The following is a 24,877-nucleotide window of genomic DNA, read 5'->3' as shown; positions in this document are numbered from 1 at the left end:
TTGACGGACGCGCGTGAACGCCCCTTCTCCGCCCGGTCGGTCAGTGTAGGAGTCGGGACCGACGCGCGAGGAGCACCACCATGACAACCATGGTGGTGGCCACGGTGGCCAGCAATGCCAGTTCCACTCGGAGGAAAAGGTCGCCGCCGAGGGCCAGCACCAGAGGAAAGGCGACCAGGCCGACTAGCCACGCCAGGGCCATGCGACCCTGGCACCGGTGGGCGATCAGGGCCTGGGCCAGGCACAGCACCACCATCAGGACGGCGCTGGAGGCGGCCAGCAGAACCATGTCGCGACGTTCCACGGCGAACTCGGTACCGAAGGCGATCTCGACCACCCGGTGGCCGATCAGCGCACAGGCCACCACAGCCGCCAGGCCGAGGGCCCCGACGAGGGCTAGGAGCCGGCCCAGTACCCGACGGAACTCGTCGAACTGTTGGTCGGCGGCCAACGCTGAGAGCTTGGGCAGCAGCGAGGCCTGCACGGCCTGGAAGAAGAACAGCGGGACGCGAGCTACCAGGAGAGCATTGAGGAATCGGCCGGCCGCATCCACCTCGGCCGGGCCGGCCAGCAACTCGACAGCCAGCGGGCTGACGTTGAGCACCACCGCGGTGGACACTGAGGCGACCAGCAGGGCCCCTAGGGCGGGGGCCAGGGCTCCCAGTTCGGCCCGACGTCCGATCGCCGGCGGGTCCTCCGGGGCGGGGCCGCTGGGCCGTCGACCCGCCCGCCGTTGCCCAGCTAGGGCGGCGGCCACGCCGAGGAACGGGGCTCCGCCCACAGCTAGCCCGTAGACGGCTACCTCGTCGGCCACGAACAGGGTGAGCAGGCCAACTAGGACTAGGCGCCCAACACCGTCGCCGATGAAGTAGCGGGCGTAGCCGCCAAACCGGCCCAGGCCGGCCAGGACGCCCCGGGCCAGGTGGCCGGTCCCCAAGCCGAGGAGCACCAGCAGGAGGCCGACCAGCAGCACACCGTGGCCGGCGAACAGGCTGTCGACCATCCACGGTGCCGAGATCGCAGCCACCAGGGCTAGGCCGAGAGCTAAGGAGCCGCCCAGGATGGCGGCCGGCCGGACCACCGACCGGAGCCGGTCGGCCGACTGACCGGCGATGACCCGAGCCGTCTCCTGCTCCAGCGGCTGGAAGAACCCGGGACCCAGTAGGAAGCTCAGCGCCCACAGGAGGGCGACCGGCGAGTAGGCCTCGGCTCCCAGGTCGCGTGACGCCAGGGTGATGAAGGCGTAGGCGGTCAGGCCGTTGACGACGAGGCCGCCACCCACGGCCGCCGTGCCCTCGGGTAGCCGGTCCAGGACGCGCATCAGTGGTCGGCCCGTCGGGTGGTCGCCACGGGACTAGCGGCCGACGCCCTCGAACCCGCAGCCCAGGGCGCGCCACGGTCCGGGGTCGAGCAGGTTCCGGGTATCCACCACGGCCTGGCCCACTAGGCCGGCCACCGCGGCGGCCGGGTCCACAGCGGCGTACTCGGGCCACTCGGTCAGGACGACCAGCGCGTCGGCGCCAACACAGGCGGCGACCGGGTCGGTGGCTAGTTCCACGGTGGCCGGGACCGGGCTCCGGTGGACGGCCACTGTCGGATCGTGGGCCTGCACGGCGGCACCGGCGGCCAGTAAGCGGTCGACGACTTCTAGGGCCGGTGAGTCGCGGAGGTCGTCGGTCCCCGCCTTGAAGGTCAGGCCCCAGACGGCCACCGTCCGTCCGGCAAGGTCACCGCCAACGGCCCGGCGGACCTTGTCCACCATGCGGTCGAACTGCTGGCGGTTGACCTCGATGGCGCTGTCCAGGAACCGGAAGTCGTAGCCGGCCTGTCCGGCCTGGTGGATGAGGGCCCGGGAGTCCTTGGGGAAGCAACTGCCACCCCAGCCTGGACCGGGGCGCAGGTAGTTGGCCCCGATGCGGTCGTCGTAACCGAGGCCTAGGACCACGTCGTCGATGTCGGCCCCCACCGCCTCGCAGACCGCGGCGATGGCGTTGGCGAACGAGAGCTTGGTGACCAGGAAGGCGTTGGCGGCGTACTTGATGGTTTCGGCCGACGCAGGGTCGGTGAGCACCACCGGAGCGTCGACCCCGTCGTACAGCGACCGTACGACCTCACGGGTCCGGTCGTCGTCGGCACCGACCACGATCCGGTCGGGTCCCAGGAAGTCGGCCACCGCTGTGCCCTCACGCAGGAACTCCGGGTTAGAGGCCACGGTGACGTCGTCCCGGTCGAGTAGTCCGGCCACCAGGTGGGTGGTGCCGACGGGCACTGTGGACTTGTTGACCACCACGGCCCCCGGTTCCAGCGCCGGGCCGATGGCGGTTGCTGCCGCCTCCACGGCGGACAGGTCAACCGAGCCGTCCGGGGCGTGAGGGGTGGGTACGCAGAGGACGACGACCTCCCGGCCGGCGACGGCATTTGCCACGTCGTCGGTGAACCGGAGGTGACCGGCGGTCCGCCCCTCGGCGACCAGGTCGCCCAGTCCGACCTCGACGGTCCTGACCTCGCCGGCGGAGAGCCGAGCCACCTTGTCGGTATCGACGTCGGCGCACACCACGTCGTGGCCCAGGTGGGCGAAGCACGCCCCGCTGGTCAGGCCGACGTAGCCCGTGCCGATGATCGCGATCGTGGCCATTGCGGCGAGTCTCGCAGCGTCGGAGCCGAACCCCGACGCGTCCGGGGTCGGTCAGCCCTCGGGCGGGGCGGTGACCCTCGGCATGCAGAGGCCGTCCAGCTCGGTGACCTCGATGCGGTCCCGGTTCTCCCAGGTCACCTCGAGTTCGGGGTCCCGCTGCAGGCGGTACTCCCGGAACGACATGTCCATGGCGTCGAAGGCCACCAGGCGCCCCGACAGGCCATCGCCCAGGCCCAGGATGAGCTTGATGGCCTCCAGGGCCTGGATGGAACCCACGATGCCGGGCAGCACGCCAAGCACGCCGGCCTCCGCGCAACTGGGAGCGAACTCGGCCGGCGGCGGCTCGGGCAACATGTCGCGGTAGGTGACGCCGTTACGCGGGTCGAACACGGTGACCTGGCCCTCGAATCGGAAAATCGAGCCGTGGACGACGGGAACGCCCAGCTTCACCGAGGCGTCGTTGAGCAGGTAGCGGCTGGGGAAGTTGTCGGCCCCGTCCACCACCACGTCGTACTCGGGCAGGATGTCCATGATGTTGTCGGCGCCCAGGCGCACGTCGTAGGTGACGACGTCCACGTCCGGGTTCAGGGCAGTGAGGGTCTTCTTGGCCGAGTCGACCTTGCGCTCCCCCACCCGGTCACGGTTGTGGAGGATCTGGCGCTGCAGGTTGGACTCGTCGACCACGTCCATGTCGATGATGCCGATACGGCCGACGCCGGCGGCCGCCAGGTACATGGCGGCCGGTGAGCCGAGGCCGCCGGCCCCCAGCATGAGGACGGAGGCGTCCAGCAGTTTCAGTTGGCCCTCCTCGCCTACTTCGGGCAGGAGCAGGTGGCGCTGGTACCGGTTGCGCTGCTCTGGGCTCAGGGTGCGCGGGGTGCGCCAGTCGCGTCCCTCGTCCTTCCACCGGTTGAAGCCTCCGTCCATGGAGACCACGTCGGTGTAGCCGAGCTGCTGGAGGGTGTCGGCGGCGAACGCCGACCGCACCCCGCCGGCGCACATCACGACGATGGGCTGGTCACGGTCGGTCACCCGGTTCTCGACGTTGGACTCCAGGTTGCCCCGGGGGATGTGCAGCGAGTCGGGAATGGCCCCCTGCTCGTACTCGTCGGGCTCGCGGACGTCGAGGAGGAGGTGGCCGTCGGCTAGCAGGGCCTCGGCACCGGCCGGGTCGGTCTCCCGGATGTGGGAGCGTGCGTCGGCTAGGAGGTCTCGGAAGGTCGCCATGCCGGAAATCCTACCGAGTAGGTCAGGATTCGACCACCACGGATCCTGAATCGCCGGTCCGACCGCCAACGATCCGGGGCAGTACCTCACTGATCGAACCGCGGACCACCACGTCGGCCAGGTGGTCCATCTCGGTGGGCGAGCCGTTGATCACCACGAGCGCGGCGCCGTGGCGCACGGCCACGGGGACCATGGCGGCCACTGGGTAGACGCCGAGAGTGGATCCGACAGCCAGCAGTAGGTCACAGGCCCGTGCGGCCTCCTCGGCCCGCTCCATGTCACCGGGGAAGAGGGCCTGACCGAAGCTCACGGTGGCCGACTTGAGGAGGTCGCCGCACCGGTCGCAATGAGGGTCGGCGTCGCCGGACCGCACACGGTCCAGCACGACGTCGATAGGGGCCCGCCAGTCACACCCCAGGCACATGGCCTCGCGGACCGTGCCGTGGATTTCCACGATGCGGGCTGGGTTGCTGCCCGCCAGAGCGTGGAGGCCGTCTACGTTCTGGGTGACCAGGGTGTGGAGGCGCCCGTCGGCCTCCAGAGGGACCAGGGCTTGGTGGCCGTCGTTGGGCTCCACTCCGTCCCACATCCCGCCGTGGGCCAGGACGTCCCACCGGGCCCGGCGGACCTCCGGGTCGGTGACGAAGACCCGAATGTCGGAGGCTTTCTCGGCCTCCGGGTTGAGGGTCCACACCCCGTTCGGTCCCCGGAAGTCGGGGATGCCGCTGTCAGTGGAGATGCCGGCACCGGTCAGCACGGTGACCGAGGTCGCCGTGGCCACCAGCGAAGCGGCCCGGTCGACGGCATCGACGAGATCAGCGTCCATCCGGCGAGCCTCGCAGGACGGCCCAGCCTCCGCCACCGTGGTGGGGCGAAACTGAGGGAATTGAAAGGTGCTAGAAGTCCCTATCAGAGTCCGGTCGGGGCCGGTCAGGTGGCGGGAGTGAAGGTGCAGGCCAGGTCGACCAGGAGCCGGACCCCGAAGCCCGTTCCTCCCGTGACCACCTCGCCGTCGTCACCGTCGGCGAACGCCGGGCCGGCGATGTCCAGATGGGCCCACGGGATCCCGTCAGCCACGAATTCGCCCAGAATCAACCCGGCAGTGAGCGCTCCGCCGTATGACCCTCCGATGTTTTTCATGTCGGCGACCGACGAGTCGACCATCGACCGGTAGTCGATGGGCAGCGGTAGGCGCCACACCCGCTCCCCAGTCCGGGTCGACGCCTCCTCGACCCGGGTCAGGAAGCCGTCATCGCGCCCCATAAGTCCGGCGATCCGTGGGCCTAGAGCCACCATGCAAGCTCCGGTCAGGGTGGCCAGGTCCACAATGGCATCCGGCTTGGCCTCCGACGCCAGCGACAGGGCGTCGGCCAGCACCAGGCGCCCCTCGGCGTCAGTGTTCAGCACCTCGATGGTCTTGCCGTTGCGGAGGGTCAACACGTCGCCCGGCCGGGTGGCGTCACCGCCCAACATGTTGTCGGTCATGGGCAGGTAGGCCCGGACCCGGCAACGGGGGGCCACGGCAGGCAGGACCGACATGGCGCCCACTACGGCCGCCGCGCCGCCCATGTCCATCTTCATGTCCATCATCCCTTGCCCGGTCTTGATGGACAGGCCGCCGGCGTCGAAGGTCAACCCTTTGCCGACCAGAGCCAGCGTCCCCCTCGGACGCCCCTTCGGGGTGTAGGTGAGTTCCACGAACCGGGGCGGCTGGGTGGAGCCCCGGTTCACGCCAAGCAGGCCACCCAGGCGGGCCCGCCGGATGGCCGCCTCGTCCAGGACCTTGACGGTCAGGCCCCGGTCGCGAGCCATGCGCCGGACCTGGTTAGCGAATTTGGGCGGCGTCAGGCTCCCGCCCGGCTCGTTGACCAGGTCGCGGGCCAGGGTCACGCCGTCCACCACGGCGGTCGCCCGCTCAACGGCCGACCGCACCCCGGCAGCCGTGCTCCCCACCAGCGTCACTCGCGCCAGGTGGTCGTCGTCCTTAGTGGACTTGTAGCCGAACCGGTAGACGGCCAGGGCTGACCCCTCCACGACGGCGTGGGCGGCGTCGGCCTCCGACAGGTCGTCGGACCGGGCCGCCGAGGCCAGGTCGACGGCCAGCGAGCGGCGGCTCCGCACGGAGCGGGCCAGAGCTGCGGCAGCCCGACGCACCCCGACGGCGTCGATCCCGTCGACTGGACCCAACCCGACAGCGGCCACCAGGCGGCCGTCGCCGGGCACCACCTGGACTTGTCCGGCCTGGCCCGTGAAGCCGAGGCTCACCAGGGCGTCGCGGTCTAAGCCGGACGGCAACGGCTGGTCGCCCGAGAAAGCCTCGGCGGTCAGCCCATGGGCGACTACCTCGGCCCGGGCTGGCGCACGGCGGGCGGTGGAGAACTGGATGGCCATGGGGCTCCTCGTTGGGACGGTCAGTCAGGATCGCCCAGCGAGCGGGCGGTAACCGAGGTGCCCTCGCTCCAGCGGGCCAGGGTCCAAAGCAGATCGGACAGACGGTTGAGGTATGGCACCACCGAGGATCCGGGGGCGGCAGCTGACAACACCGAACGCTCGGCCCGGCGGCATACCGCCCGGGCCACATCGAGACGGGCCGAGACCTCGTCCTCACCCGGCACCACGAACTCGGTCGGTGGGTCGAACCGGGCTGAGACGTCGTCGATGAGGCTCTCGAGGCGGTCCACCATCTCCGGGCCGGGACGAGAGCCAGCCTCGTCCAGGCGGTCCGGGTTGCAGGCCAGTTCGGCCATGACCACCCAGAGGTCGCGCTCGATGTCGATCAGGATTCCGGCCAGTTCGCCATCGGCCACCGCCCGGGCCAGGCCGATTACCGCCTGGGCCTCGTCCACGTCACCGTAGGCCGTGGGCTGTGGCGAGTCCTTGGCCACTCGGCCGCCGTGCAGCAGCCCAGTCGTCCCGTCGTCCCCCTTACGGGTGTACACCTTCATCGCCGTTCCGAGCCTCCTTCGGCGGCGGATCCTACCCGTGGCCCGCCAACCGCCTCGGACCGGCCGGTCCTCAGGCCAGCGTCGCTCGGGCCACCAGGTCCATGCCGAAGGCGGTGAGGATGGCCAGGTAGAGAAGGCCGGTGGCCGCCATGACGGCCGTGTACTGGCGTTCTCGGAGGGCCGCCCGGGTTAGGGCCATCAGGGGCGATGGAGGTCACCGAGCACGCCACCCAGAACCAGCCCAGCAGGCCGTTGTAGCTGTCGTCGATGGTGCCGTTCAGTACTGAGCCCATGCCCGTCGGCCATAGCAAAACAGCCCGCGGTCGATAGCTCGGACTACAAGCACACCCAGCCCAGCTGAAGGTCCCCGTGGTGATAGCTCAGAATCACAGAGTCGGGTCGACCAAGATTTTGGTCTCGCCACTGCCTCCGGCCAGTCTCTCGATCACAGCAGGAAGGTCGGCGAGACCAACGGTCGAAGAGTGAACCTGCTGAACTTGAACGTGGCCGTCTGCAATTAACTCCATCGCTATTTGGAACTCTTCGTGGAGGTAGGCCAGGGCTGAGACCACTGTCACCTCGCGGGCAATCCATTCTCGCGGAGTAACCGAAACTGGGCCGTCGGCTATGCCAACCAGACACACGGTTCCCCCAGATCGGCAGAACCCGACCGCGGTCTCGACGGTCTCAGGAAAGCCGGCACATTCGATAACAGCGTCGGCGCCAGTACTCCCAGTGCGCTCAAGCACAATCTCGGCTGCTGCCTCCGGGATGATCGCCAAGTCCGCTCCCAACTCTAGGGCCAGTGTTCGTCGATCTTCATCGGGCTCAACAACCAGCACCTCGTCCACTCCGTATGCCCGTGCTACCTGGAGCACAGACAAGCCAATAGGACCAGCGCCCTGAACAACAATTTTGTCTCCAGGCCCCACGCCGCTTCGTCGAACAGCGTGAACCGAAATTGTCGTCGGTTCAACCTGCGCAGCCTCCACGTCGGTAAGCGCCGCTTCGGCAGGCATAACCCGGTTTGCCGAAACTGCGATCGCAGGCGCAAACCCACCGTGGTCGGGGGCTTGGGTGTCGCGACCAGTAGCAACCGCCCGTACCAACCGACACTGGTCTTGACGACCATGCCCACAATGATCGCAAGTGCCGCAAGCCGAAGGGACAGCGACAATAACTCGATCTCCCTCACTAAGCCGGCCAGTGTCTTGCGAGACGGCTGATACAACACCTACCCATTCATGTCCACAAACCGCAGGGGGGTAGGGCCGACCTGACTGGTATGCATGGACGTCTGTCCCGCAGATACCGCAGTACTTGATCTCGACGACGACCCCGCCTGGCCGGGGGGTCGGGTAAGGGAACTCGCGAAATTCGAGTTGGTTTAGCCCTGTGATCAATCCTGCCTGCATCACAGTTTTCCGATCTGTCGTCCGAACCAACCCGATTCAGAACGGGTCCGTTGATTTCCAGGCACTACGTTCTCGCTCCCAGACGGGGACGGATCGGACCCCTCCCCTAGCCCGAGAGGATTTCTATGATCATCATTGCTGGCACCCTTGAGTTCCAGAACTCGGACGCCCGGGACGAGGCAACGGCTCAGAGCAGTGTCCTCCAGTTGGCCACGAGAGAAGGGGAAGAGGGGTGCCGCGCCTACTCCTTCGCTCCAGATCCTTGCGTCGCGACGCGGATTCAAGTCTACGAACTCTGGACTGATGAGGATTGCCTCTCTGCGCACTTCAAACACCCGAACTACCTTGCCATGCGAGATCTCCTGCGGTCATCCGGACTTGTCGGATCCGAAACTCTTAAGTACAGGATTGATCTCGCGGAGCCCGTCTACGACGACAACCACCTACCCCGAGCTGACTTCTTCACGGCCGGTCAATCGGACTGAGCCGAGAGGATCCCGACTTCTCCCAGAACGCACCACTAGACACTAATTGACTCGCCGGTTACTTTTAACCCCATGGATGGACCTAGCGAGACTCCTCGGTCCCCTGGCATCTCTTATCAGGGACTTCTGGACAGCGACACGCATGAGGTCCCTGCCGTTTTGCGTCTTGAGTCCCCCCAATACCTGGGCGACGCTGATATCCCAATCGATCGCTACATCTCTGCGGAGTGGCACCAACGCGAAGTGTCGAGGCTCTGGAGTCGTGTCTGGCAATACGCCTGTCGTGAAGACGAGATCCCAGAGGTGGGCGACTACTACATCTACGAGATCGTCAGAGCCTCCTACCTGGTAGTCCGGGTAGCGCCCGATGAGATCCGGGCATATCCAAATGCATGTCTCCACCGCGGTCGCCTGCTTAAGGAATACGACGGACGGTGCAGTGAAATCCGGTGCCCCTTCCACGGCTTTACCTGGGAACTGAACGGGGATCTAAAGAAGGTGCCCGCGGATTGGGACTTCCCCCATGTTGAACCTGAGTCTTTTGTGCTCCCGCAGTGCGCCGTCGGGATCTGGGCCGGAATGGTGTTCATCAACCCGGATCCTGATGCTGAACCCCTGCACGACTTCCTCGGTGAGATCGTCCAGCATTTCGAGTGCTGGGACTTCGGACACCGTTACAAGCAGGCCCATGTCGCAAAGGTCATCCGCGCGAACTGGAAGATCACCCAGGAGGCATTCAGCGAAGCCTTCCATGTCGTTGGGACGCATCCCCAGATTCTCCCCTACCTAGGAGACTGCAACAGCCAGGTCGACATATGGGAGAACTTTGCTCGAGTGATTACTCCTGGAGGGACACCCAGTCCCCATCTGAAGTGGGAACCTTCCGAGGAGCAGATTATGCGGACGCTGATGGACGTCCGGGTCGACCAGGAACTGCCAACCGCAATGCCTAGCGGGAGAACCGCTCGCGAGATGGCAGCCGAAGCGAGTCGAGATCGTTGGCGGCCGGCCGCCGGCGATCGGGTGAACCAGATGTCGGACGCCGAGATGATGGACAGCATCGACTACACGGTTTTCCCCAACCTCCATCCGTGGGGGGCGTTCAACCGAATCCTCTATCGGTTCCGCCCCAACGGCGACGACCATCGCAGTTCGATCATGGAGTGCATTTTCCTTGCGCCTCACGGCGACGAGAAGCCCGAGCCGGCGCCCATCCACTGGCTGGAGGAAGACGAGCCCTTCACCAACGCCACGGAGCTTGGCATGTTGGGAAAGGTCTTCGACCAGGACCTCTTCAATATGGCGAAGGTGCAGAGGGGTCTGGAAACGGCGAGGAAGCCCGGGATCACGCTCTCGAACTACCAGGAATCCAAGATTCGGTGGCTGCACCAACGGCTTACTGATTGGGTTGGTAACTGATGCTCGGCATCAGGCACCCCTTCAGCCATGCCCTTTATGAGCAGGACGGCCATGGAAACGTTCTCGTGACCGACGGCGCCCGCTCGGGGGTATTCACTGGTGAGGGGCGGTGGGTCTCCGGAGAACTCCGAGAATGCGACCCTCAGATGTGCAATTGGATCGCTGGCCCAATAGCGCCTAACCACCGAATGCACGACGCCGATTGAACCCTGAGGTGTAGCCAAGAATGGGTAGCCCCACCTCGGCTGGGAGCCGAGAGCTTCTCGTAGATCAGGCTCGACGAACGCTCAACCACGCGCGATTGGGGACGATGCCTCTCGGCGATCAGGTCTACGAGGTTCCTGCTCATAAGTACACCGATCCGGCGCGATGGGAGTTGGAGATTGAAAGGATCTTCCGCCGTGTGCCGCTCGTACTGGGCATTGGACCCGAACTCGGCGATCTAAACACCTACCGGGCGCTGACCGTCGCAGGGACACCAATCCTCATCACGCGAGGTGCCGACGGGATAGTCCGCTCCTTTATCAACTCCTGTAGGCATCGAGGGTCGCGGCTGGTCGATGACGGGCACGGAACGAAGAAGAGGTTCACCTGCCCTTACCACGCGTGGACCTACTCCGCTGAGGGAAAGTTGGTTGGGATTACCGATCGGTCGCTGTTCGGCGATCTCGTAGCTGACTGCGACGGACTCATCGAGATCCCTTGCATCGAGCGTGCTGGGCTTGTGTTCGGCAGCGTCGTGCCGGGTGTCGATCCGCACTTTGATGAGTTCCTCTGCGGGTATGACGACATGCTCGAAAACCTCGGACTGGCCGATGCGCATCTGGTTGGCCAACAGTCCATTCCGGGGCCAGGGTGGAAGATCGTCTACGACGGCTATCTGGACCTGTACCACATCCCCTACCTCCACCGGGAGACGTTCGGATCCGACTGGTGCAACCGGGGGATTTATGACGCCTGGGGACCACATCAGCGGGTGAGTCCGCTGGACCATCGGTTCTTGCAACTTGACGGTGTGCCGGAAGAGGAATGGGAAACGGATCAGTTGCTGGGTGGCCTTTGGACGATCTTCCCCCATGTCTCCATCGCCTGTTTCGATTGCGACGGACCCCTGTACATGGTTTCCCAACTATTTCCAGGTAGTGGGCCATTCGAATCTGTAACCACCCAGTCGTTCTTGACCAAGGAACCGGTCGACGATCACCGACTGTCTCTGATCCAGGAGCAAATGAAGTTTCTCCTCGGCGTGGTCCGTGACGAGGACTACCGGACATGCGAGGGAATCCAACAGTCCCTGCGCGGCAACCCCGCAAGGTCGGTGCTCTTTGGCCGAAATGAGGTAGGTGGGCAAAGGTTCCATCAGTGGGTGGACGCGCTTGTGGAAGCCAGCGACATGAACGGTTACCGGGACCTTCTCTCAACTATGGAGACAACCTTTCCGGAATGAGTGGGAGGAGGTGAAGCGTCCGCGAGTAGCCGTCATCACCGGTGGCCACCGATTCGACGAAGAGGGATTCCGGGCGGTCTTCGAGTCCCTCGAGGTCGATTGGTTCCAGATCGAACACCCTGCCGCGCAAGCGCTCTTCTCGGTTGACGCCGCGTCCGAGATCGATGTATTCGTCCTCTACGACATGCCCGGAATCGAGTTCACAGGGCATGAACCTCCAGCCAGGCTCCATCAGCCTCCGAATGACTACGTCAAAAACTTCATCGCCCTGCTGGAGCGTGGACAGGGAATGGTCTTCCTCCACCATGCCATCGCCGGATGGCCAGCCTGGCCCAGGTACGCCCAGATCGTCGGCGGCTATTTCAACTACCAATCGAAAGGCGAACATGGCCTATCGCTGCCGGACTCTGGCTACCGGCATGGGGTACGGCACACGGTCGAGGTGGTCGAGATCGACCATCCTGTCTGCGCTGGCCTAGAGCCCACTTTCGAGATCCGGGACGAGGTCTACCTGTTCACAGTCTTTGAAGGTGACGTCACACCTCTGATGCAGAGCCACCACACCTTCACCGCCGACAACTTCTATTCCGCGAATCTCGCCATCCGGGGACAGAGAGACAGCAAGAAAGGTTGGTCTCATCCCGATGGCAGCAACCTGGTGGCCTGGGCCAAGCGGGCTGGCAACTCGCCCGTTGTCTATCTGCAGTTCGGTGACGGACCGGATGTCTACGGAGACGCTAACTATCGCAAGTCCGTTGGAAACGCCATCTCCTGGGTGTCCTCGAGCGGGGCCCACGACTGGGCCTCTGAGCACCCACCGGTTCAACCGTCGAACTGAGCGCTCTCGAGACGGTCGCGAATGGTTGCAACGAACTCGGCGGCCGGAACTCCGTCAAAGGCCCGATGGTCCCAGGTCAGACTCAGTGTCAGAACCCGAGCCCTTTCGATTCGCCCTTCTTCGTTCCAAGTGGCCTGCTCTCGAATCCTTCCTATGCCCAGAACCGCCGTATTCGGAGGGTTGATGACCGGCGTAAAGCCGTCGACTCCATACATCCCGAGGGCGGTGACGGAGAATGTTCCACCTTCTACATCCGATAGTCGAAGTTTTCCGCCTCGAGCGGCTGAGGACAGTCGCGAAGTCTCCGTCGCCAGGTCAGTGATCGACAAGCGGTCGGCGCCCCGTACTACGGGAACCACCACCCCCTCCTCCAACGCCACTGCAAGGCCGACGTTGATCTCCGGGAGCAGGGCAAGTTCTTCGTCGGTCAGCTGGCTATTCACAATCGGGTGTTTCACAAGGGCCCGTGAAGTGGCGGCGATCACGTAATCCGTGTAACTGGGTGTCAGACCCGTGTCGGAGAACTGCTCCCGATGTGTCACGAGTCCGTCGATGTGGACGTCCATCATCAGCGTGAGTTGTGCCATCTCACGCAACGACGAATGCATGCGCTCAGCTATGACGCGTCGCATCCCGGTCATTGGTATGACGGACGTTGGGGTCTGCAGGAGGGCCGGAGCAGGAGTCTTCTGACCGTCTGGCCCCGCCAAAAGGCCCCGGGTGTGATGAAGCACGTCCTCCCGAGTGATTCGCTGTCCAACGGAAGCACTCGAGATAGCCGATAGTTGGACGCCCAACTGGTCCGCGAGTTGCCGGGCGGCGAAGCTGGCCGAGGTGGGTCGCCCCTCGATCGATGCGTGGCGATCAGGCGCACCCCCCAACATCGAAGCCCCTGAGAGCGCAGCCGACTCGACGTCGCTAGAGACAATCCGGCCGCCGGGGCCAGAGCCTGTGATCTCGGCCAGGTCTATCCCCAGATTCGCGGCGACGCGCCGGGCATTGGGCGACGTCATCAGCCGTTGGGAAGCGTCGCCTTCACTTTCGCGAAGCTCAACTGTGTCTTCACCTTGTCGGGACTGGGTCCCGGACTGCTCGCCGGTCCGATCGACACGGCGCTCTTCCTCACCGGTTGGTGCTGTGAGGCTCTCTCCGACTTCGAGGATCCATCCCAGTCGCGTTCCACAGGAGTAGGTCTCGCCCACCTCCCCGGACCGCCGAAGAATTCCTGCGCTACCCGCTTCGACCTCGGTCTCCACCTTGTCGGTTTCGATCAAGAGCACCGGCGTGTTCTCCGAAACCTCGGCACCGTCCGGGACGAGCCAGTCGATGATCGTGCCGGCCTCCATGGTCAAGCCAAGCTTGGGCATCAGGAACTCGGTGGCCATGGCGTCCTACCCGATGAATGGCCGTAGGCCGAGGCAACCGCGGATTCCCTCGGCGATTCGGGCCGCATCGGGAACATACTGAGATTCGAGGGCTGGGCTAAAGGGAACTGGAGCAAAAGGTGCTGCGACGCGTCCGACTGGCGCATCGAGGTAATCGAACGCGTGCTCCTGGACCTGCGCAGCAATCTCGCCACCTAGCCCACCAAAGCGAACGGCCTCGTGGACGACTACCAGCCGATTGGTGCGGCGGACCGACGCGATCACGGTTTCGATATCCAGCGGTTGGACTGTTCTGAGGTCAATCACCTCACACTCGATGCCCTCGGTCGCCAAGCATTCGGCAGCCTCCAGAGCCTCGGTCACCATCCTGCTGTAGGACACGACAGTCAGGTCGGACCCCTCCCGCAGGGTGGCCGCAACCCCGATTGGGACCTCATACAACTCTTGGGGAACAGGTCCGGAGACTCCGAACATCTTCTTGTGCTTGATGAGCACGGTCGGGTTGTCCTCACGGACGCACGCGATCAGTAGTCCCTTCAGGTCGCGTGGGTTGGACGGCGCGACGACCTTGAGCCCAGGTATGTGGCACAGCACGGCCTCGAGGCTTTGGCTGTGTTGGGCTCCCGCTGAGAGACCTGCTCCTGCGTTCGTGGTGATCGTCAACGGAAGGGAGGCCTTGCCTCCAAACATGTACTTAAGTTTTGCCGCTTGATTGGCGATCTGATCCATCGAAACCAGCACGAAGTCCATGAACATGAGGTCGACTATGGGCCGCAGACCGCAAACGGCTGCCCCGATGCCGAGCCCCACGATCGCTTGCTCGCTGATCGGGGTGTCGACCATTCGGCTCTCTCCGAACTCTTCAAGCAGGCCGGCGAAGCTGCCGAATACGCCGCCCTGGACCCCGACATCTTCACCAGCGACGAAGATGTCGTGGTCCTCGGCCATCAGTTGGTGCATTCCCTCGTTGAACGCCGCGAGGTAGGTCAGTTGGCGACCGGCGTCGCTCGACTCCTTCATTGACCGGCCGATCGTGGCTCTGAGTAGACGTGGTCGAGGAGTTCGGTCGGATCAGGATCTGGGCTGGACTCACCAAAGGTCACCGCTTCCTGGACCTCCTCCTCGAGAGACACCCGAACCGCCTCGATGTCGCCTTTGGTCATGGCCTGCTCCTGAACGATTCTCGCTTCAAGCCGCTCTATGGCATCCAGCGCCTTCCACTCCTCCACTTCCTCGTCCGGCCGATACTTCATTCCGAGGGTCTGGACTCCGTGGTGGTTGTAGTAGCGGTAGGTCTTGCACTCAACGAATGATGGTCCGTTCCCCTCTCTGGCCCACTGCAAGGCACCGAGGGCTGCGTGCCGTACGGACACCGCGTCCATTCCGTCAACGACGATGCTCGGCATGCCGTAGGCGGCAGCTCGTTCGGCGACCTCATCGATCGCCATTGTCCGGTCCCTCCTGGTGTATTCGGCGTATTCGTTGTTCTCGCAGATGAAGACCACCGGCAGCTTCAGGGCGGCCGCCATGTTGGCGGCCTCGTGGAAGGCACCGATGTTGGTAGAGCCGTCTCCGAAGAAGACGACCGAGACGTCACCCGCTCCGCGGTATCGGTTCGCGAACCCGGCTCCAACCGCGATCGGGACGCCACCGCCCACGATCCCATTTGCCCCGAGCATGTTTAGGTCCAGGTCGCAGATGTGCATGGACCCCCCTTTGCCGTTGCAGTAGCCAGTTGATTTACCCATGAGTTCGGCCATCATCTGGTTGAGGTCGCCGCCTCTGGCAACAAGGTGGCCATGGCCCCGGTGGGTTGAACTGATCTGGTCGCCGTCACGCAACGCGGAGCAGACTCCGGCGGCGACCGCCTCCTGTCCCACGTAGAGGTGGATGAAGCCAGGTATTCGCGCCTGTTCGAAAAGTCGACCAGCTGCCTCCTCAAAGAGTCGGATGCGAACCATTCTTCGATGGAGATCCCTGAGGACTTCAGCAGAGGGTTCTGCGATTGGTTCTTCAAACGGGCCAGTCATTTCGCGCACTCCATCGCCCACCTGATCGCTCGGCGGAGCAACTCGTAGTATTGCGGCAAGTCCCAGGAACATCTCTCGACTTTGGGGTACCAGTCACTGATCGGCTGCATGTCCCAGTGGCCGCGACAATGTCCGAGGGTGTTGTAGAGAACTGCTCCTTCGTCAATCGGGCGTAGGTACTGGATGAGGTGGTCTTCGGGACCGTCCTGCCAGTCCGATTCCGCGAACGAGGGAGCCTCCCCCCGCCAGCGCGTGTAGATCAGTTCCTCGAGAGAGTCCCGATCGGGATATTCCATCAAATACAACTCATCGTCGACCTCAAATGGGTCGATGCCGGCTGTCAACCAGTGACTGCCTGGAGACATCTCGACGAGATACGGAGCTATGGGAGGATGGGCGACGAATTGGCTTCCGAGAGTCTCAGCCCAATCTGGGAAGCAACGCGGGGCTTCGACCCCTCGTGGTCCCCCGAACTCAAGTGCGGCATTTGTGCCGTGTAAGGCCAAAAGCCGACCCCCTTGAGAAAGCCAGGACCGAATCTCGTGTTGAGCCTTCTTCGAGGGCCTCACGTCGCAGGTGTAGCTAATGATGAATTCGCTCGATAGGAGTTCTTCCGAGTCTTCCCAGTCAGAGGAGACCGTGGTCCGAACATGGTCATGCTCGGCTAGAAGGGCAAGCAGTTCACGTCGGGCGAAGTCGATGTCGTGAAATCGGCCTCCTGCGACTAGATGCGCTCTACAGCGGCGCACTGGATCCGTCAGGGTTTTCGTCACAAGGGCAACCTCTGGTCTGGCTGCGGCGTCTAGTAGTCGACCCGCTTGAGGAACCCGCCGTCAACAGTGATGTTGGCTCCGTTGATGTGGCGAGAAACATCACCGGCAAGAAAAGCGACTACGGATGCCACATCGGAAACCGTGCCCAACTCGCCTTGGGGATGGGCTTGCTGCGTGGCTTCGAAGAACTCGGGTTTTGCGGAACTGATGGCGTCCCAATCCCCACCCTCAACCCAGACTGGCCCCGGGGAAACCACGTTGCACCGGATGCCCTCTGCACCTAGTACCTGGGCTTGTCCGAGCGTCCAGTTGGTCACAGCAGCCTTGAACGCGCTGTAACTACCGGAGCCGTTCGCAAAATGTTCAGCTACTGCAGTGGTGCCAATGCTGATGAGCGACCCGCCTCCGTCGGCAAGAGCGGACCGTGACGCTGTGACCCCGGCGACAAGGGCCCGCAGGTCGACCTCGTAGTTCTTGACCCAGTCGGCAAGTTCTTTTTGAGGTTTTGCCGAAGTGTTGTGGACGTAAATGTCTATTCCTCCCAGGGCATCCGCAGACGTTGCGACCCAGGTTTCCACCGCGGCGACGTCCGACGCGTCTAGAGCGACTCCGAACGCGCTCCCGGCCTTACTTAACTCAGCGACGGCGTCTTGGACCTCGTCCTCGTTGCGGGCGCAGATGGCTACTGCTGCGCCTTCGGCGAGGAGCGATTCTGCAATTGCGCGACCAATTCCTCTGGTCGCCCCTGTGATGAGCGCCCTCTTCCCGACCAGCCCAAGATCCATGGGATACCTCCGTCAAAGTAATTGTCCGGTTAGTTCTATCAGGTGGTCTAGATGGGGAGCTCTAGCCGCCACTGATCAACGGGGAATGTCCTTCCAGGCCAGGCCTTTGTCGACCCGGGGCTCTCCTGGCAGTTTGAGGACTCGTTCTCCCAGGATGTTTCGCTGTACCTCATCTGATCCACCGGCGATCCGGTATCCAGGGGCTCCAAGGACGTGTTCGGTCCAGGCATACGTACCCCACTCGCCAGTATCGGCAATCAACTTCGGGCCCAACACGCAACAAGCCACCTCTGAGATCAGATTCATTCCCTCGGTCCACATCAACTTCCCGAGCGATCCCTCTGGGCCGGGTGTTCCGCCACTTCGCAGGTCAGCTGCCCTCCGGTTGAGGTAGCCCTCGACTTGCACGTGGCTGTAGACACGCATGAGGTGTTGCCGGATCACCGGATCGTTAGTGGATCCTGTGGTTCTCGCCGTGGCAAGGAGTTGATCCCATGATCCGCCCGTTCGCGCAGCTCCGCCGGCTTCACCGGTATCTGACTTGTCTCGTTCGAATCCGAGTGTCGTCAATGCAACGTTCCACCCATCGCCGGTAGCTCCGAGACGTAACGAGTCGGGAATTCTGACGTTGTCGAAAAAGACCTCGTTGAACGAGGACCCTCCGCTCATCTGTCGAATCGGTCGAATCTCAATGCCCGGAGAGTCCATTGGGACCAGGAATGCTGTCATTCCGCGATGTTTTGGGGCAGTGGGATCGGACCGGGCAATCAGTTCGCCCCACTCGCAGAACTGCGCTCCAGAACTCCAGACCTTCTGACCGTTGACGATCCACTCATCGCCATCATTTTCCGCCCTGCATCCGAGTCCTGCCAGATCGCTCCCCGCCCCAGGTTCTGAAAATAACTGACAACACAATTCTTGGGCTGAGAGGAAACGGGAGACGAACTCGTCACGCTGCCACGCTGTACCAAGCAGGTTTACCGTGGGGGCTACCAGTCCAGTTGTGACGCTGAATGACTCGTGTCGCGCCGGTACTTCAAAGCGTCGTTCCAGAGAAGAGAATGCTTGGGCGTGCTCTCGACTGAGGCCTAAGCCTCCTTGTGATATCGGCCATGAGATGGCGTGGTAGCCGACTAGCGCCTTTCGCTGCTGCCATGACTTCAGATCCTCGAGGAGTAACCGTTCTTCAGTTTCTGAAAGAGCGTGGAACACCGCCACGCTGAACGCCCCGGTTCCCCCGGAGGGTTCCTCATCTGCTGGACCCCGAGGTCTCCTCTCAGCGTTCTCCTCGAACCACGCCTCAGCCTCAGCAGTGAATTCTTCGAGGGAGACCTCCACGACAAGAAATCTAATCGATCGGTATATTCGGCGCGGGCTCAGGGCCTAGTGATACAGGCCATTACGCTGAAAATCGTGACCCCCAAGATGACAAAGCTCGGTAGGCCACCGGATACCGACTCGGCAGAAACTCGTGGTCGTCTGATTGACGTGGCCCGAAGATGCTTTGGCGATCACGGTTATGAGGGCACCACTAACCGGATGGTTGCCAATGAAGCGGGTATCACCACAGGCGCGATCTACCACTATTTCTCATCGAAACTCGACATCTTCTGCACTGTCGAGGAAGAGGCTCATCAGTACGTGTACCGGCGCTTTGCTATCGCTCTCGAAGGTCAAGAGACAATGGTCGGCAAGTTGGAAATGATGCTTGAGACAGCACATGCGCTAAATCGCGATGATCCAACTCTCGCCAAGTTTCTCGCCTCGTACAGAATCGACTCCCAGCGCGTTCCGGAGTTGCGCGATGGTCTACAAGCAAGGGGATGGCCGATACGCGACCGGTTCGTCGCGGAGTTGGTGGCGGCCGGCATCGCTTCTGGGGAGATAGGCGAGAAGTCAGGTCCGCTGATCGATGGTCTCATGAAGACGCTCACGGTGGGACTCACCGACGCGTTTATCGAAGACCTTGAGGGTCAGCGATTGGCGATTGACGGGATCAAAGCAGTCCTCAGAGATGGGATCGCTTTCGATGCTCAACAGCCTCTTGGTTAGGTAGAACCCAGGACGTCGCGGTTCCCCTCAGCCCAGGCGATGCTCAGGACACGACGCGATATTCGCCAACCCGCCTTTGTCCTTCGCAGTTGATCCTCATAAGTCCCGCCTATAAGCCAAGACGACCCCCCGGGGGCTCCGTCACGCCGGTGTTGGGCGATCACCTGACACCGACACGTTGCAAGGTCCGACTCCAAGGAAACTTGATGGTTGCCGACCAGATGCTGGCTCACGTCTAGTACCTCAAGGGACCTCCGACAATGCTCGCTAATAGCTTCTAGGCCACTAACCCTGGTCCGACCCAGGACCGCTTCCGCGTCGGGATCGAAGATTGACTCGAGTTCATGCCATTTCCTGCTGTCCAATGCCCAGCAGTACGCGATGGTCAGGCCGATGATCTCCTGGACATCGATAAGCCGCTGAACCTCTGGGATTTCGGCCATGTGTCGACTCTAGATGTGGTTCAGCCGACTCTGTTCTCGTCGCCGGAGAAGCAGGGCTCATCGACCGTCCAAGTAACCGGTGCACCCCACTGCTCGGAGTACACCACTTCATTGGCCGGCCTCCGTCGGGCTACACCCCACCGTCCGAGTGGGTAGCCGATTGGAACCATGGCGTGCATCTGCCAGGGGCCGTCGGGTGGAAGCCCCAGCAACTCCTCCACTCTCGCCCGCTGGACCTTGAGCAATGTCGTGATTGCCGTTCCTAGACCCTCTGCCCGAGCGGCCAGGCAAAGGTTCCATAGACAGGGAAGCGTCGTTGTCTCACCCCCCGCATGGCCGAACACGAAGATCAACATTGGCGGCTGATCAAGGTTGTCGGCCAGCCATTGGGCGGACTGGTCGATCGCGAACACCTGCTGATAGGCCGGATCTTCTTGGTCTCCTGAAGCCAGCATCGACTGGGTGTCGGCGTAGCGGGTCTGGTTCAACTCATCGAGACACTCTCGGTAGATCCTCTGGATGGTCTGTCGAAGTTTCAAGTCGGTGACACAGAGAAATCTGAGTCTCATTTGATTGCCCGAAGACGGTCCGCGTATCGCTGCGTCAAAGAGTTCCGGTACCACGCCTTCGGGCAGGGGATCGGCTGAGAGGCGCCTCATTGCACGAGTTGTGTAGATGGCCTCCAGAACATCCATGGACCGCTCCTTTGGTTCCACCAACAATGGGGCAACCTATCTCGCAAAGATGAAAAGAAATAACCATTCGGTTAGTTCCTGCGGAACTTCGACAATAAGGTCCGTGTAGTCCGGTTCCGGAACCGTAAAGGAGTCATGCAGTGACGAATACTCCGACCGAGGTCGTGTCTTCTTTTATCGCCTCGATCGAGCGACGCGACGCTGCAGCCGCTGTCGCCCACCTTTCGAGCCAGTGCGAATACGACAACGTCCCGATTGGCAAGGTCCACGGGAAAGTGGCTGTCCTTGACATCCTCGAACCACTGCTTGGCTCCTGCTTAACGGTTGAATGGCCGGTGTTGCGAAGCGCAGCAGAAGGAAACTTGGTATTCAATGAACGACTTGATCGGTTCGAGATGGCTCACGGGTGGGTTGAGCTCGAGGTCGCTGGAATGTTTGAGGTAACGGACGGGGAGATCAGCCTCTGGCGCGACTACTTCGACCTTGCCACCTTCCAGAACCAACTCCCAGGATCCTGAGGCCGGTGCCCGGACACGGGCTGCAACAGCGAAAGAACGACGAGTAGCAAGGAGATCAGATGTCGGGTCGCCTGGACGGCATGGTTGCCGTCATAACCGGCGCTGCGAGCGGCATCGGCGCCGGAACAGCGCGCCGGTTCGTGGACGAGGGTGCGTCAGTCGTTCTCGCGGACATCCAACAGGAAATCGGCGAATCCCTTGCCGCTGAACTCGGCGACTCGGCGGCGTTCGCATTGACCGATGTGACGTCGGAAGACGATGTGGCAGCAGCGGTTGGCATGGCTGTCGCTCGGTGGGGCCAACTGGACGTGATGTTCAATAATGCTGGCATCCTTGGTGCAGTCGGGTCCATCGCTGACACCTCGGTCGAGGACTGGGAGAGAACCATCTCCGTCCTGCTGACGGGAGCGTTCCTTGGTTCGAAACACGCTGCTCGCGTAATGATTCCCAAGGGGTCTGGCAGCATCATCAACACGTCGAGCATTGCGGGTATCACCGGCGGCCTTGGTCCCCACGCCTATTCGACTGCGAAGCGCGGCGTGATCGGCCTTACCCAAACCGTCGCATCCGAGATGGCGGCCCATGGGATCCGAGTCAATGCCATCGCCCCCGGGAACACAGTCAGCGCTATGACCGCTGATGTTATGACTGGCGACCACAGCAATCTGGAACAAGCAGCGGCAGTAATCCAGTCGAAATCGCCACTAGGGATTGCTGGAGAAGTCGGCGACATCGCGGGCGCGGCTGTGTACCTCGCAAGCGACGAAGCCCGCTACATCACAGGACACACGCTGGTCATCGACGGCGGTCAGGTAAACGCTGGAACCGTCGCGAAATTTCATGTGGCCGAACCAGGCCTCCACTCCGAAGCGGGAAATCGAAACTGAGGCGGTTCTCGACCGGGCTCATCGTGCCATCCGGTCTGGGCTCGTTAAGACCCGATCGGGTCCGAGCCTCTCGTCTGTCTAAAGGGAGATGACGCTTCCTTTTCCACCGTCGTCTTGCCATCTCAACAAGCGACGTTCAAGGACTCCCATGACGAAGTTGAAGAGGAGGGCCAAGAAGGCGAGGATGAGGATCAGGGCGAACGCAGCCCCAAAGTTGAACTGGTTGCTTGCCGTGATCAGTCGCTGGCCAAGTCCTCGCTTCGAAGCGATGAACTCGCCGAACACTGCAGCGAGAATCGCATAGATGGACCCGAGACGAAGTGCTCCAAAGAGGGGTCCGAGAATCCCTGGTAGGACAACTAAACGGAATTTCTGCAGTTGGCTGGCGCCCAACGAGGAGGCCACGGTATCCAGATCGGGATCGATCCCACCGACAGCGGCCTGAACGGGAATCTGCACGATGAAGAAGACGATGATCGTGGCTAGAGCAATCTTGGATCCGATGTCCACGCCGTACCAGAGGATGAGGATCGGAGCGAACGCGACCTTCGGTGCGGCGTTGGTGATGATGAGGAATGGAGCAAAGATGCGAGCTAGTCGTCGGAACCTTCCAAGCAGTAGCCCGACGACCAGGCCTGCACTCGACCCGTAGACGAACCCGAGCAGTGCCTCAAGAGAGGTGACCTTGACGTCTCCCCAGAACACGCTGTCATCCCAGGTCTTGGAGATGTAGTCCCACACCCCGCTGGGTGTACCTCGAAAGAGAGCGGGGATCTCTGGGAAGATCTCGAATCCGAGGAGCGACACACCGTCGAAGATCCTCTCGCTCTGCCACACCCAGAGGATCAGGGCGAGGAGGATCAGGCGCACAGCCTGGACTGGAAGGTCAACCCGGTCCAGCACCTTCCTGGCGGGAGAGCGCTTCAGGTCCAGGCTATTGACGTCGAACCGGATGGGTAGTCGTCCGGCACTGTGGGCCTGAGTTTCTCTCTCTTCGTCAGATGATCTCATCGCGCAATTCCTGCCAGATTTGGTGCTCGAGTTCTCTGAACTGGTCGTCAAATCGAAGTTCGTCAATGACTCGGGGCCTTGGTAGATCGACCGCTGTGTCACTCTTAATCCGACCCGGGCGTGCGGTCATCACGATGACCCTGTCGGCAAGCAGGACAGCTTCCTCTAGGTCATGGGTAACGAGGATCACTGTCGATCCTTCCGACTGTTCCCACAGGCCGACGAACTCCGACTGGACGGCCATTCTTGTTTGGGCATCGAGTGCCCCGAAGGGCTCATCTAATAACCACAGGGCGGGTTCGATAGCAAGTGTCCGCGCAATCGCCACCCGCTGTCGCATTCCCTGGGAGAGTTGGCTCGGGAAGGCGTTGGCAAAGCCGTCGAGGTGGAGCAGGGAGAGAAGTTCCTCAGCGCGGCGCCGACGTTCCTGACGATTCACCCCATGGATCTCAAGGCCGAGTTCGACGTTGCGCCGCGCACTACGCCATGGGCTTAAGGCTGCGCGGGCCAGCATGTATCCGATGTCTCGGCTTGGTCCGTCGACCTCCTGCCCGTTTCGCTTCACAGTGCCCGCAGTGGGCGGGATCAGACCCGAGAGGAGGTTAAGGATTGTCGTCTTCCCGCAGCCGCTAGGCCCGACGATTGCGACGAACTCCCCTGCTCCAATCTCAAGGCTCACCGTGTCCAAGGCAAGAACCGAGGTGTCATCTTCAGCCCCGAAAACAAGCGAAACGTCTTCTAACCCGACCGCGGGAGTTGGCATGTGCAGCTCAGATTCGAATCAAGAAGCCTGGATACTGGCACCTAGGGGGCCCGGCATTAACGCCGGGCCCCCAGGTGTTCAGGTATGTAGTGCCTATCCGATCAGCAGCTGGGCTCGAGAATGAGGTCGTCTGCTGTCAGGACACTCTCTGCCTTGCCCACCTCTACCGACAACTCACCAATGGTGGAGATGATGTCCCGGTCGGCCTTTCCAGTCAGGCTGAACTTGTCCGTGTACTTCGAGACGATTGCCGTCACCAAGCCCCGGTTGTCCATCGGCAGGTTGTCAAGCGCGATGTCTACGACCGCCTCCAGGTTGGCCGGGTCGGCGATCATCGCCGCAGCCCGGTTCAAACCAGCCGAGAAGGCACAGATGACATCCGGGTTCTCCTCGACATAGCCCCGGAAGGACGTCTGGCTCAGGCCAGGCCAGTGGAGACTCGACGGTCCCTCGTTCTCCATCAGGGCAAACGGCTGGTAGCCGAGGCCCTGCAGCCCTGCGATGACCATGAACGGATCGAAGGTGACCGTCCACTGCGTCGTATCGCTGACCAGTCCTGAGAGCGGGTCAAGTCCGACGGCGACGTAGGTCTGGTTCTCAGGATCGAGACCAGCAAGCCGCATGAGCTCGCGGGCCAGGTCCTCAGCGGCGGCTCCGCGGGCCACCACGCCGACGCTAGTCCCGTCGAGGGCCGCCATGACTTCCTTCCAATCGGCACCCTCCGGAACTGGGAAGTCGACATCAACGATGACGTCGAAGAGGTTGACCTCCAACTGCTGATACCAGCCGACAACATCAAATCCGCCAGCGACCAGCGGGATCATGTTGTTGTAGATGTTGGTCGCAATCTCGACCTCACCTGCAGCCATGGCCGCCGCAGTTTCCGGGCCACTACCGATCTGAACGCATTCGGTCGTGAGGTTCAGTTCACCGAACATCCCGGTGTCTCGCGCAACCCACATGGGGAGGGCAGCGATGGCCGGAGCGCAGGTCTGTCGGATGTGCGTCGGCTCGGCGAGGGCGTAGGTCTCTGCCCAACTGGTAGTGGCTGCTGCTTCGGCAATCCAGCCGGCAACAACGTCTGCGTTCTCAGTCATCCAGCCGGTAGCCAGCTCGGCCACATG

Annotated in this window: 26 protein-coding genes; 8 read left to right on the top strand and 18 right to left on the bottom strand. The window is 62.6% G+C overall.

Annotated features, from left to right (window positions below; translation table 11 throughout):
* Positions 1-40: 40 nt before the first annotated feature.
* The 7 genes from MK181_08755 to MK181_08725 form a co-directional block, all read right to left on the bottom strand.
* Entirely contained in the window at positions 41-1,321 is a 1,281-nt protein-coding gene (locus MK181_08755) for a hypothetical protein (GenBank protein MCH2419889.1), read from the bottom strand.
* A 33-nt stretch (positions 1,322-1,354) separates the two neighbouring features.
* On the bottom strand, positions 1,355-2,635 hold the full coding sequence (locus tag MK181_08750; GenBank protein ID MCH2419888.1) for a UDP-glucose/GDP-mannose dehydrogenase family protein: 1,281 nt from the start codon (positions 2,633-2,635) through the stop codon (positions 1,355-1,357).
* 51 nt (positions 2,636-2,686) lie between these two features.
* Positions 2,687-3,862 (bottom strand): molybdopterin-synthase adenylyltransferase MoeB, encoded by a 1,176-nt coding sequence (gene moeB / locus MK181_08745; GenBank protein ID MCH2419887.1) that lies wholly within the window; start codon positions 3,860-3,862, stop codon positions 2,687-2,689.
* A gap of 22 nt (positions 3,863-3,884) precedes the next feature.
* Entirely contained in the window at positions 3,885-4,688 is an 804-nt protein-coding gene (locus MK181_08740) for an NAD-dependent deacetylase (GenBank protein MCH2419886.1), read from the bottom strand.
* Between the two features lie 104 nt (positions 4,689-4,792).
* Positions 4,793-6,253, bottom strand: coding sequence for a leucyl aminopeptidase (locus MK181_08735; protein ID MCH2419885.1), 1,461 nt, complete (start codon positions 6,251-6,253; stop codon positions 4,793-4,795).
* A gap of 20 nt (positions 6,254-6,273) precedes the next feature.
* Positions 6,274-6,807, bottom strand: a complete 534-nt coding sequence (locus MK181_08730; GenBank protein MCH2419884.1) for a cob(I)yrinic acid a,c-diamide adenosyltransferase — start codon at positions 6,805-6,807, stop codon at positions 6,274-6,276.
* A gap of 386 nt (positions 6,808-7,193) precedes the next feature.
* Positions 7,194-7,826, bottom strand: a complete 633-nt coding sequence (locus MK181_08725; protein MCH2419883.1) for a zinc-binding dehydrogenase — start codon at positions 7,824-7,826, stop codon at positions 7,194-7,196.
* 521 nt (positions 7,827-8,347) lie between these two features.
* Here MK181_08725 and MK181_08720 point away from each other — a divergent pair.
* The 5 genes from MK181_08720 (at position 8,348) to MK181_08700 (ending at position 12,411) form a co-directional block, all read left to right on the top strand.
* Positions 8,348-8,707 carry an antibiotic biosynthesis monooxygenase gene (locus MK181_08720; GenBank protein ID MCH2419882.1) on the top strand — a complete coding sequence of 120 codons (360 nt, stop codon included), beginning with the start codon at positions 8,348-8,350 and terminating at the stop codon, positions 8,705-8,707.
* A gap of 303 nt (positions 8,708-9,010) precedes the next feature.
* Entirely contained in the window at positions 9,011-10,126 is a 1,116-nt protein-coding gene (locus tag MK181_08715; protein MCH2419881.1) for an aromatic ring-hydroxylating dioxygenase subunit alpha, read from the top strand.
* Positions 10,126-10,332 carry a hypothetical protein gene (locus tag MK181_08710; protein MCH2419880.1) on the top strand — a complete coding sequence of 69 codons (207 nt, stop codon included), beginning with the start codon at positions 10,126-10,128 and terminating at the stop codon, positions 10,330-10,332. Before MK181_08715 ends, MK181_08710 begins: the two co-directional genes overlap by 1 nt.
* A 104-nt stretch (positions 10,333-10,436) precedes the next feature.
* On the top strand, positions 10,437-11,573 hold the full coding sequence (locus MK181_08705; protein ID MCH2419879.1) for an aromatic ring-hydroxylating dioxygenase subunit alpha: 1,137 nt from the start codon (positions 10,437-10,439) through the stop codon (positions 11,571-11,573).
* Positions 11,574-11,583: 10 nt separating this feature from the next.
* A complete protein-coding gene (locus MK181_08700) occupies positions 11,584-12,411 on the top strand; it encodes a ThuA domain-containing protein (GenBank protein ID MCH2419878.1) in 828 nt (275 codons plus the stop codon).
* On the opposite strand, the gene MK181_08695 is transcribed toward MK181_08700, so the two are convergent.
* The 6 genes from MK181_08695 to MK181_08670 form a co-directional block, all read right to left on the bottom strand.
* Positions 12,396-13,796, bottom strand: coding sequence for a 2-oxo acid dehydrogenase subunit E2 (locus MK181_08695; protein MCH2419877.1), 1,401 nt, complete (start codon positions 13,794-13,796; stop codon positions 12,396-12,398). The genes MK181_08700 and MK181_08695 overlap by 16 nt on opposite strands.
* A 6-nt stretch (positions 13,797-13,802) precedes the next feature.
* Positions 13,803-14,816, bottom strand: a complete 1,014-nt coding sequence (locus MK181_08690) for an alpha-ketoacid dehydrogenase subunit beta (protein ID MCH2419876.1) — start codon at positions 14,814-14,816, stop codon at positions 13,803-13,805.
* Positions 14,813-15,757, bottom strand: coding sequence for a thiamine pyrophosphate-dependent dehydrogenase E1 component subunit alpha (locus MK181_08685; protein ID MCH2419875.1), 945 nt, complete (start codon positions 15,755-15,757; stop codon positions 14,813-14,815). The genes MK181_08690 and MK181_08685 overlap by 4 nt, the downstream gene beginning before the upstream one ends.
* Positions 15,758-15,822: 65 nt before the next feature.
* Positions 15,823-16,575 (bottom strand): ThuA domain-containing protein, encoded by a 753-nt coding sequence (locus MK181_08680; GenBank protein ID MCH2419874.1) that lies wholly within the window; start codon positions 16,573-16,575, stop codon positions 15,823-15,825.
* A 53-nt stretch (positions 16,576-16,628) separates the two neighbouring features.
* Entirely contained in the window at positions 16,629-17,384 is a 756-nt protein-coding gene (locus MK181_08675; protein ID MCH2419873.1) for an SDR family oxidoreductase, read from the bottom strand.
* Positions 17,385-17,459: 75 nt separating this feature from the next.
* The gene (locus MK181_08670) at positions 17,460-18,722 is read right to left on the bottom strand and encodes an acyl-CoA dehydrogenase family protein (protein ID MCH2419872.1); all 1,263 of its coding nucleotides are present in this window, start codon (positions 18,720-18,722) and stop codon (positions 17,460-17,462) included.
* 75 nt (positions 18,723-18,797) lie between these two features.
* Between MK181_08670 and MK181_08665 the strand changes: the two genes are divergently transcribed.
* Positions 18,798-19,436 (top strand): TetR/AcrR family transcriptional regulator, encoded by a 639-nt coding sequence (locus MK181_08665; GenBank protein MCH2419871.1) that lies wholly within the window; start codon positions 18,798-18,800, stop codon positions 19,434-19,436.
* Here MK181_08665 and MK181_08660 read toward each other — a convergent pair.
* Together MK181_08660 and MK181_08655 are read right to left on the bottom strand one after the other, a co-directional pair.
* Positions 19,433-19,879 carry a nuclear transport factor 2 family protein gene (locus MK181_08660; protein MCH2419870.1) on the bottom strand — a complete coding sequence of 149 codons (447 nt, stop codon included), beginning with the start codon at positions 19,877-19,879 and terminating at the stop codon, positions 19,433-19,435. The genes MK181_08665 and MK181_08660 overlap by 4 nt on opposite strands.
* A gap of 20 nt (positions 19,880-19,899) precedes the next feature.
* Positions 19,900-20,595, bottom strand: coding sequence for a nitroreductase family protein (locus tag MK181_08655; protein MCH2419869.1), 696 nt, complete (start codon positions 20,593-20,595; stop codon positions 19,900-19,902).
* A gap of 119 nt (positions 20,596-20,714) precedes the next feature.
* Between MK181_08655 and MK181_08650 the strand changes: the two genes are divergently transcribed.
* Together MK181_08650 and MK181_08645 are read left to right on the top strand one after the other, a co-directional pair.
* Positions 20,715-21,092, top strand: a complete 378-nt coding sequence (locus tag MK181_08650; GenBank protein MCH2419868.1) for a nuclear transport factor 2 family protein — start codon at positions 20,715-20,717, stop codon at positions 21,090-21,092.
* Positions 21,093-21,151: 59 nt separating this feature from the next.
* Positions 21,152-21,979 (top strand): glucose 1-dehydrogenase, encoded by an 828-nt coding sequence (locus MK181_08645; GenBank protein ID MCH2419867.1) that lies wholly within the window; start codon positions 21,152-21,154, stop codon positions 21,977-21,979.
* A gap of 78 nt (positions 21,980-22,057) precedes the next feature.
* Here the strand turns inward: MK181_08645 and MK181_08640 are convergent, their stop codons facing one another.
* From MK181_08640 to MK181_08630, 3 genes are all read right to left on the bottom strand, one after another.
* A complete protein-coding gene (locus tag MK181_08640) occupies positions 22,058-22,990 on the bottom strand; it encodes an ABC transporter permease (GenBank protein MCH2419866.1) in 933 nt (310 codons plus the stop codon).
* On the bottom strand, positions 22,977-23,669 hold the full coding sequence (locus MK181_08635) for an ABC transporter ATP-binding protein (protein ID MCH2419865.1): 693 nt from the start codon (positions 23,667-23,669) through the stop codon (positions 22,977-22,979). Before MK181_08635 ends, MK181_08640 begins: the two co-directional genes overlap by 14 nt.
* A gap of 185 nt (positions 23,670-23,854) precedes the next feature.
* Positions 23,855-24,877, bottom strand: a 1,023-nt coding sequence (locus tag MK181_08630) for an ABC transporter substrate-binding protein (GenBank protein ID MCH2419864.1), incomplete at its 5' end; no start/stop codon positions are given.

It is taken from the genome of Acidimicrobiales bacterium (assembly GCA_022452035.1).
Classification (GTDB): Bacteria; Actinomycetota; Acidimicrobiia; order Acidimicrobiales; family MedAcidi-G1; genus UBA9410.
This window is presented reverse-complemented; position numbering and strand designations above follow the sequence as displayed.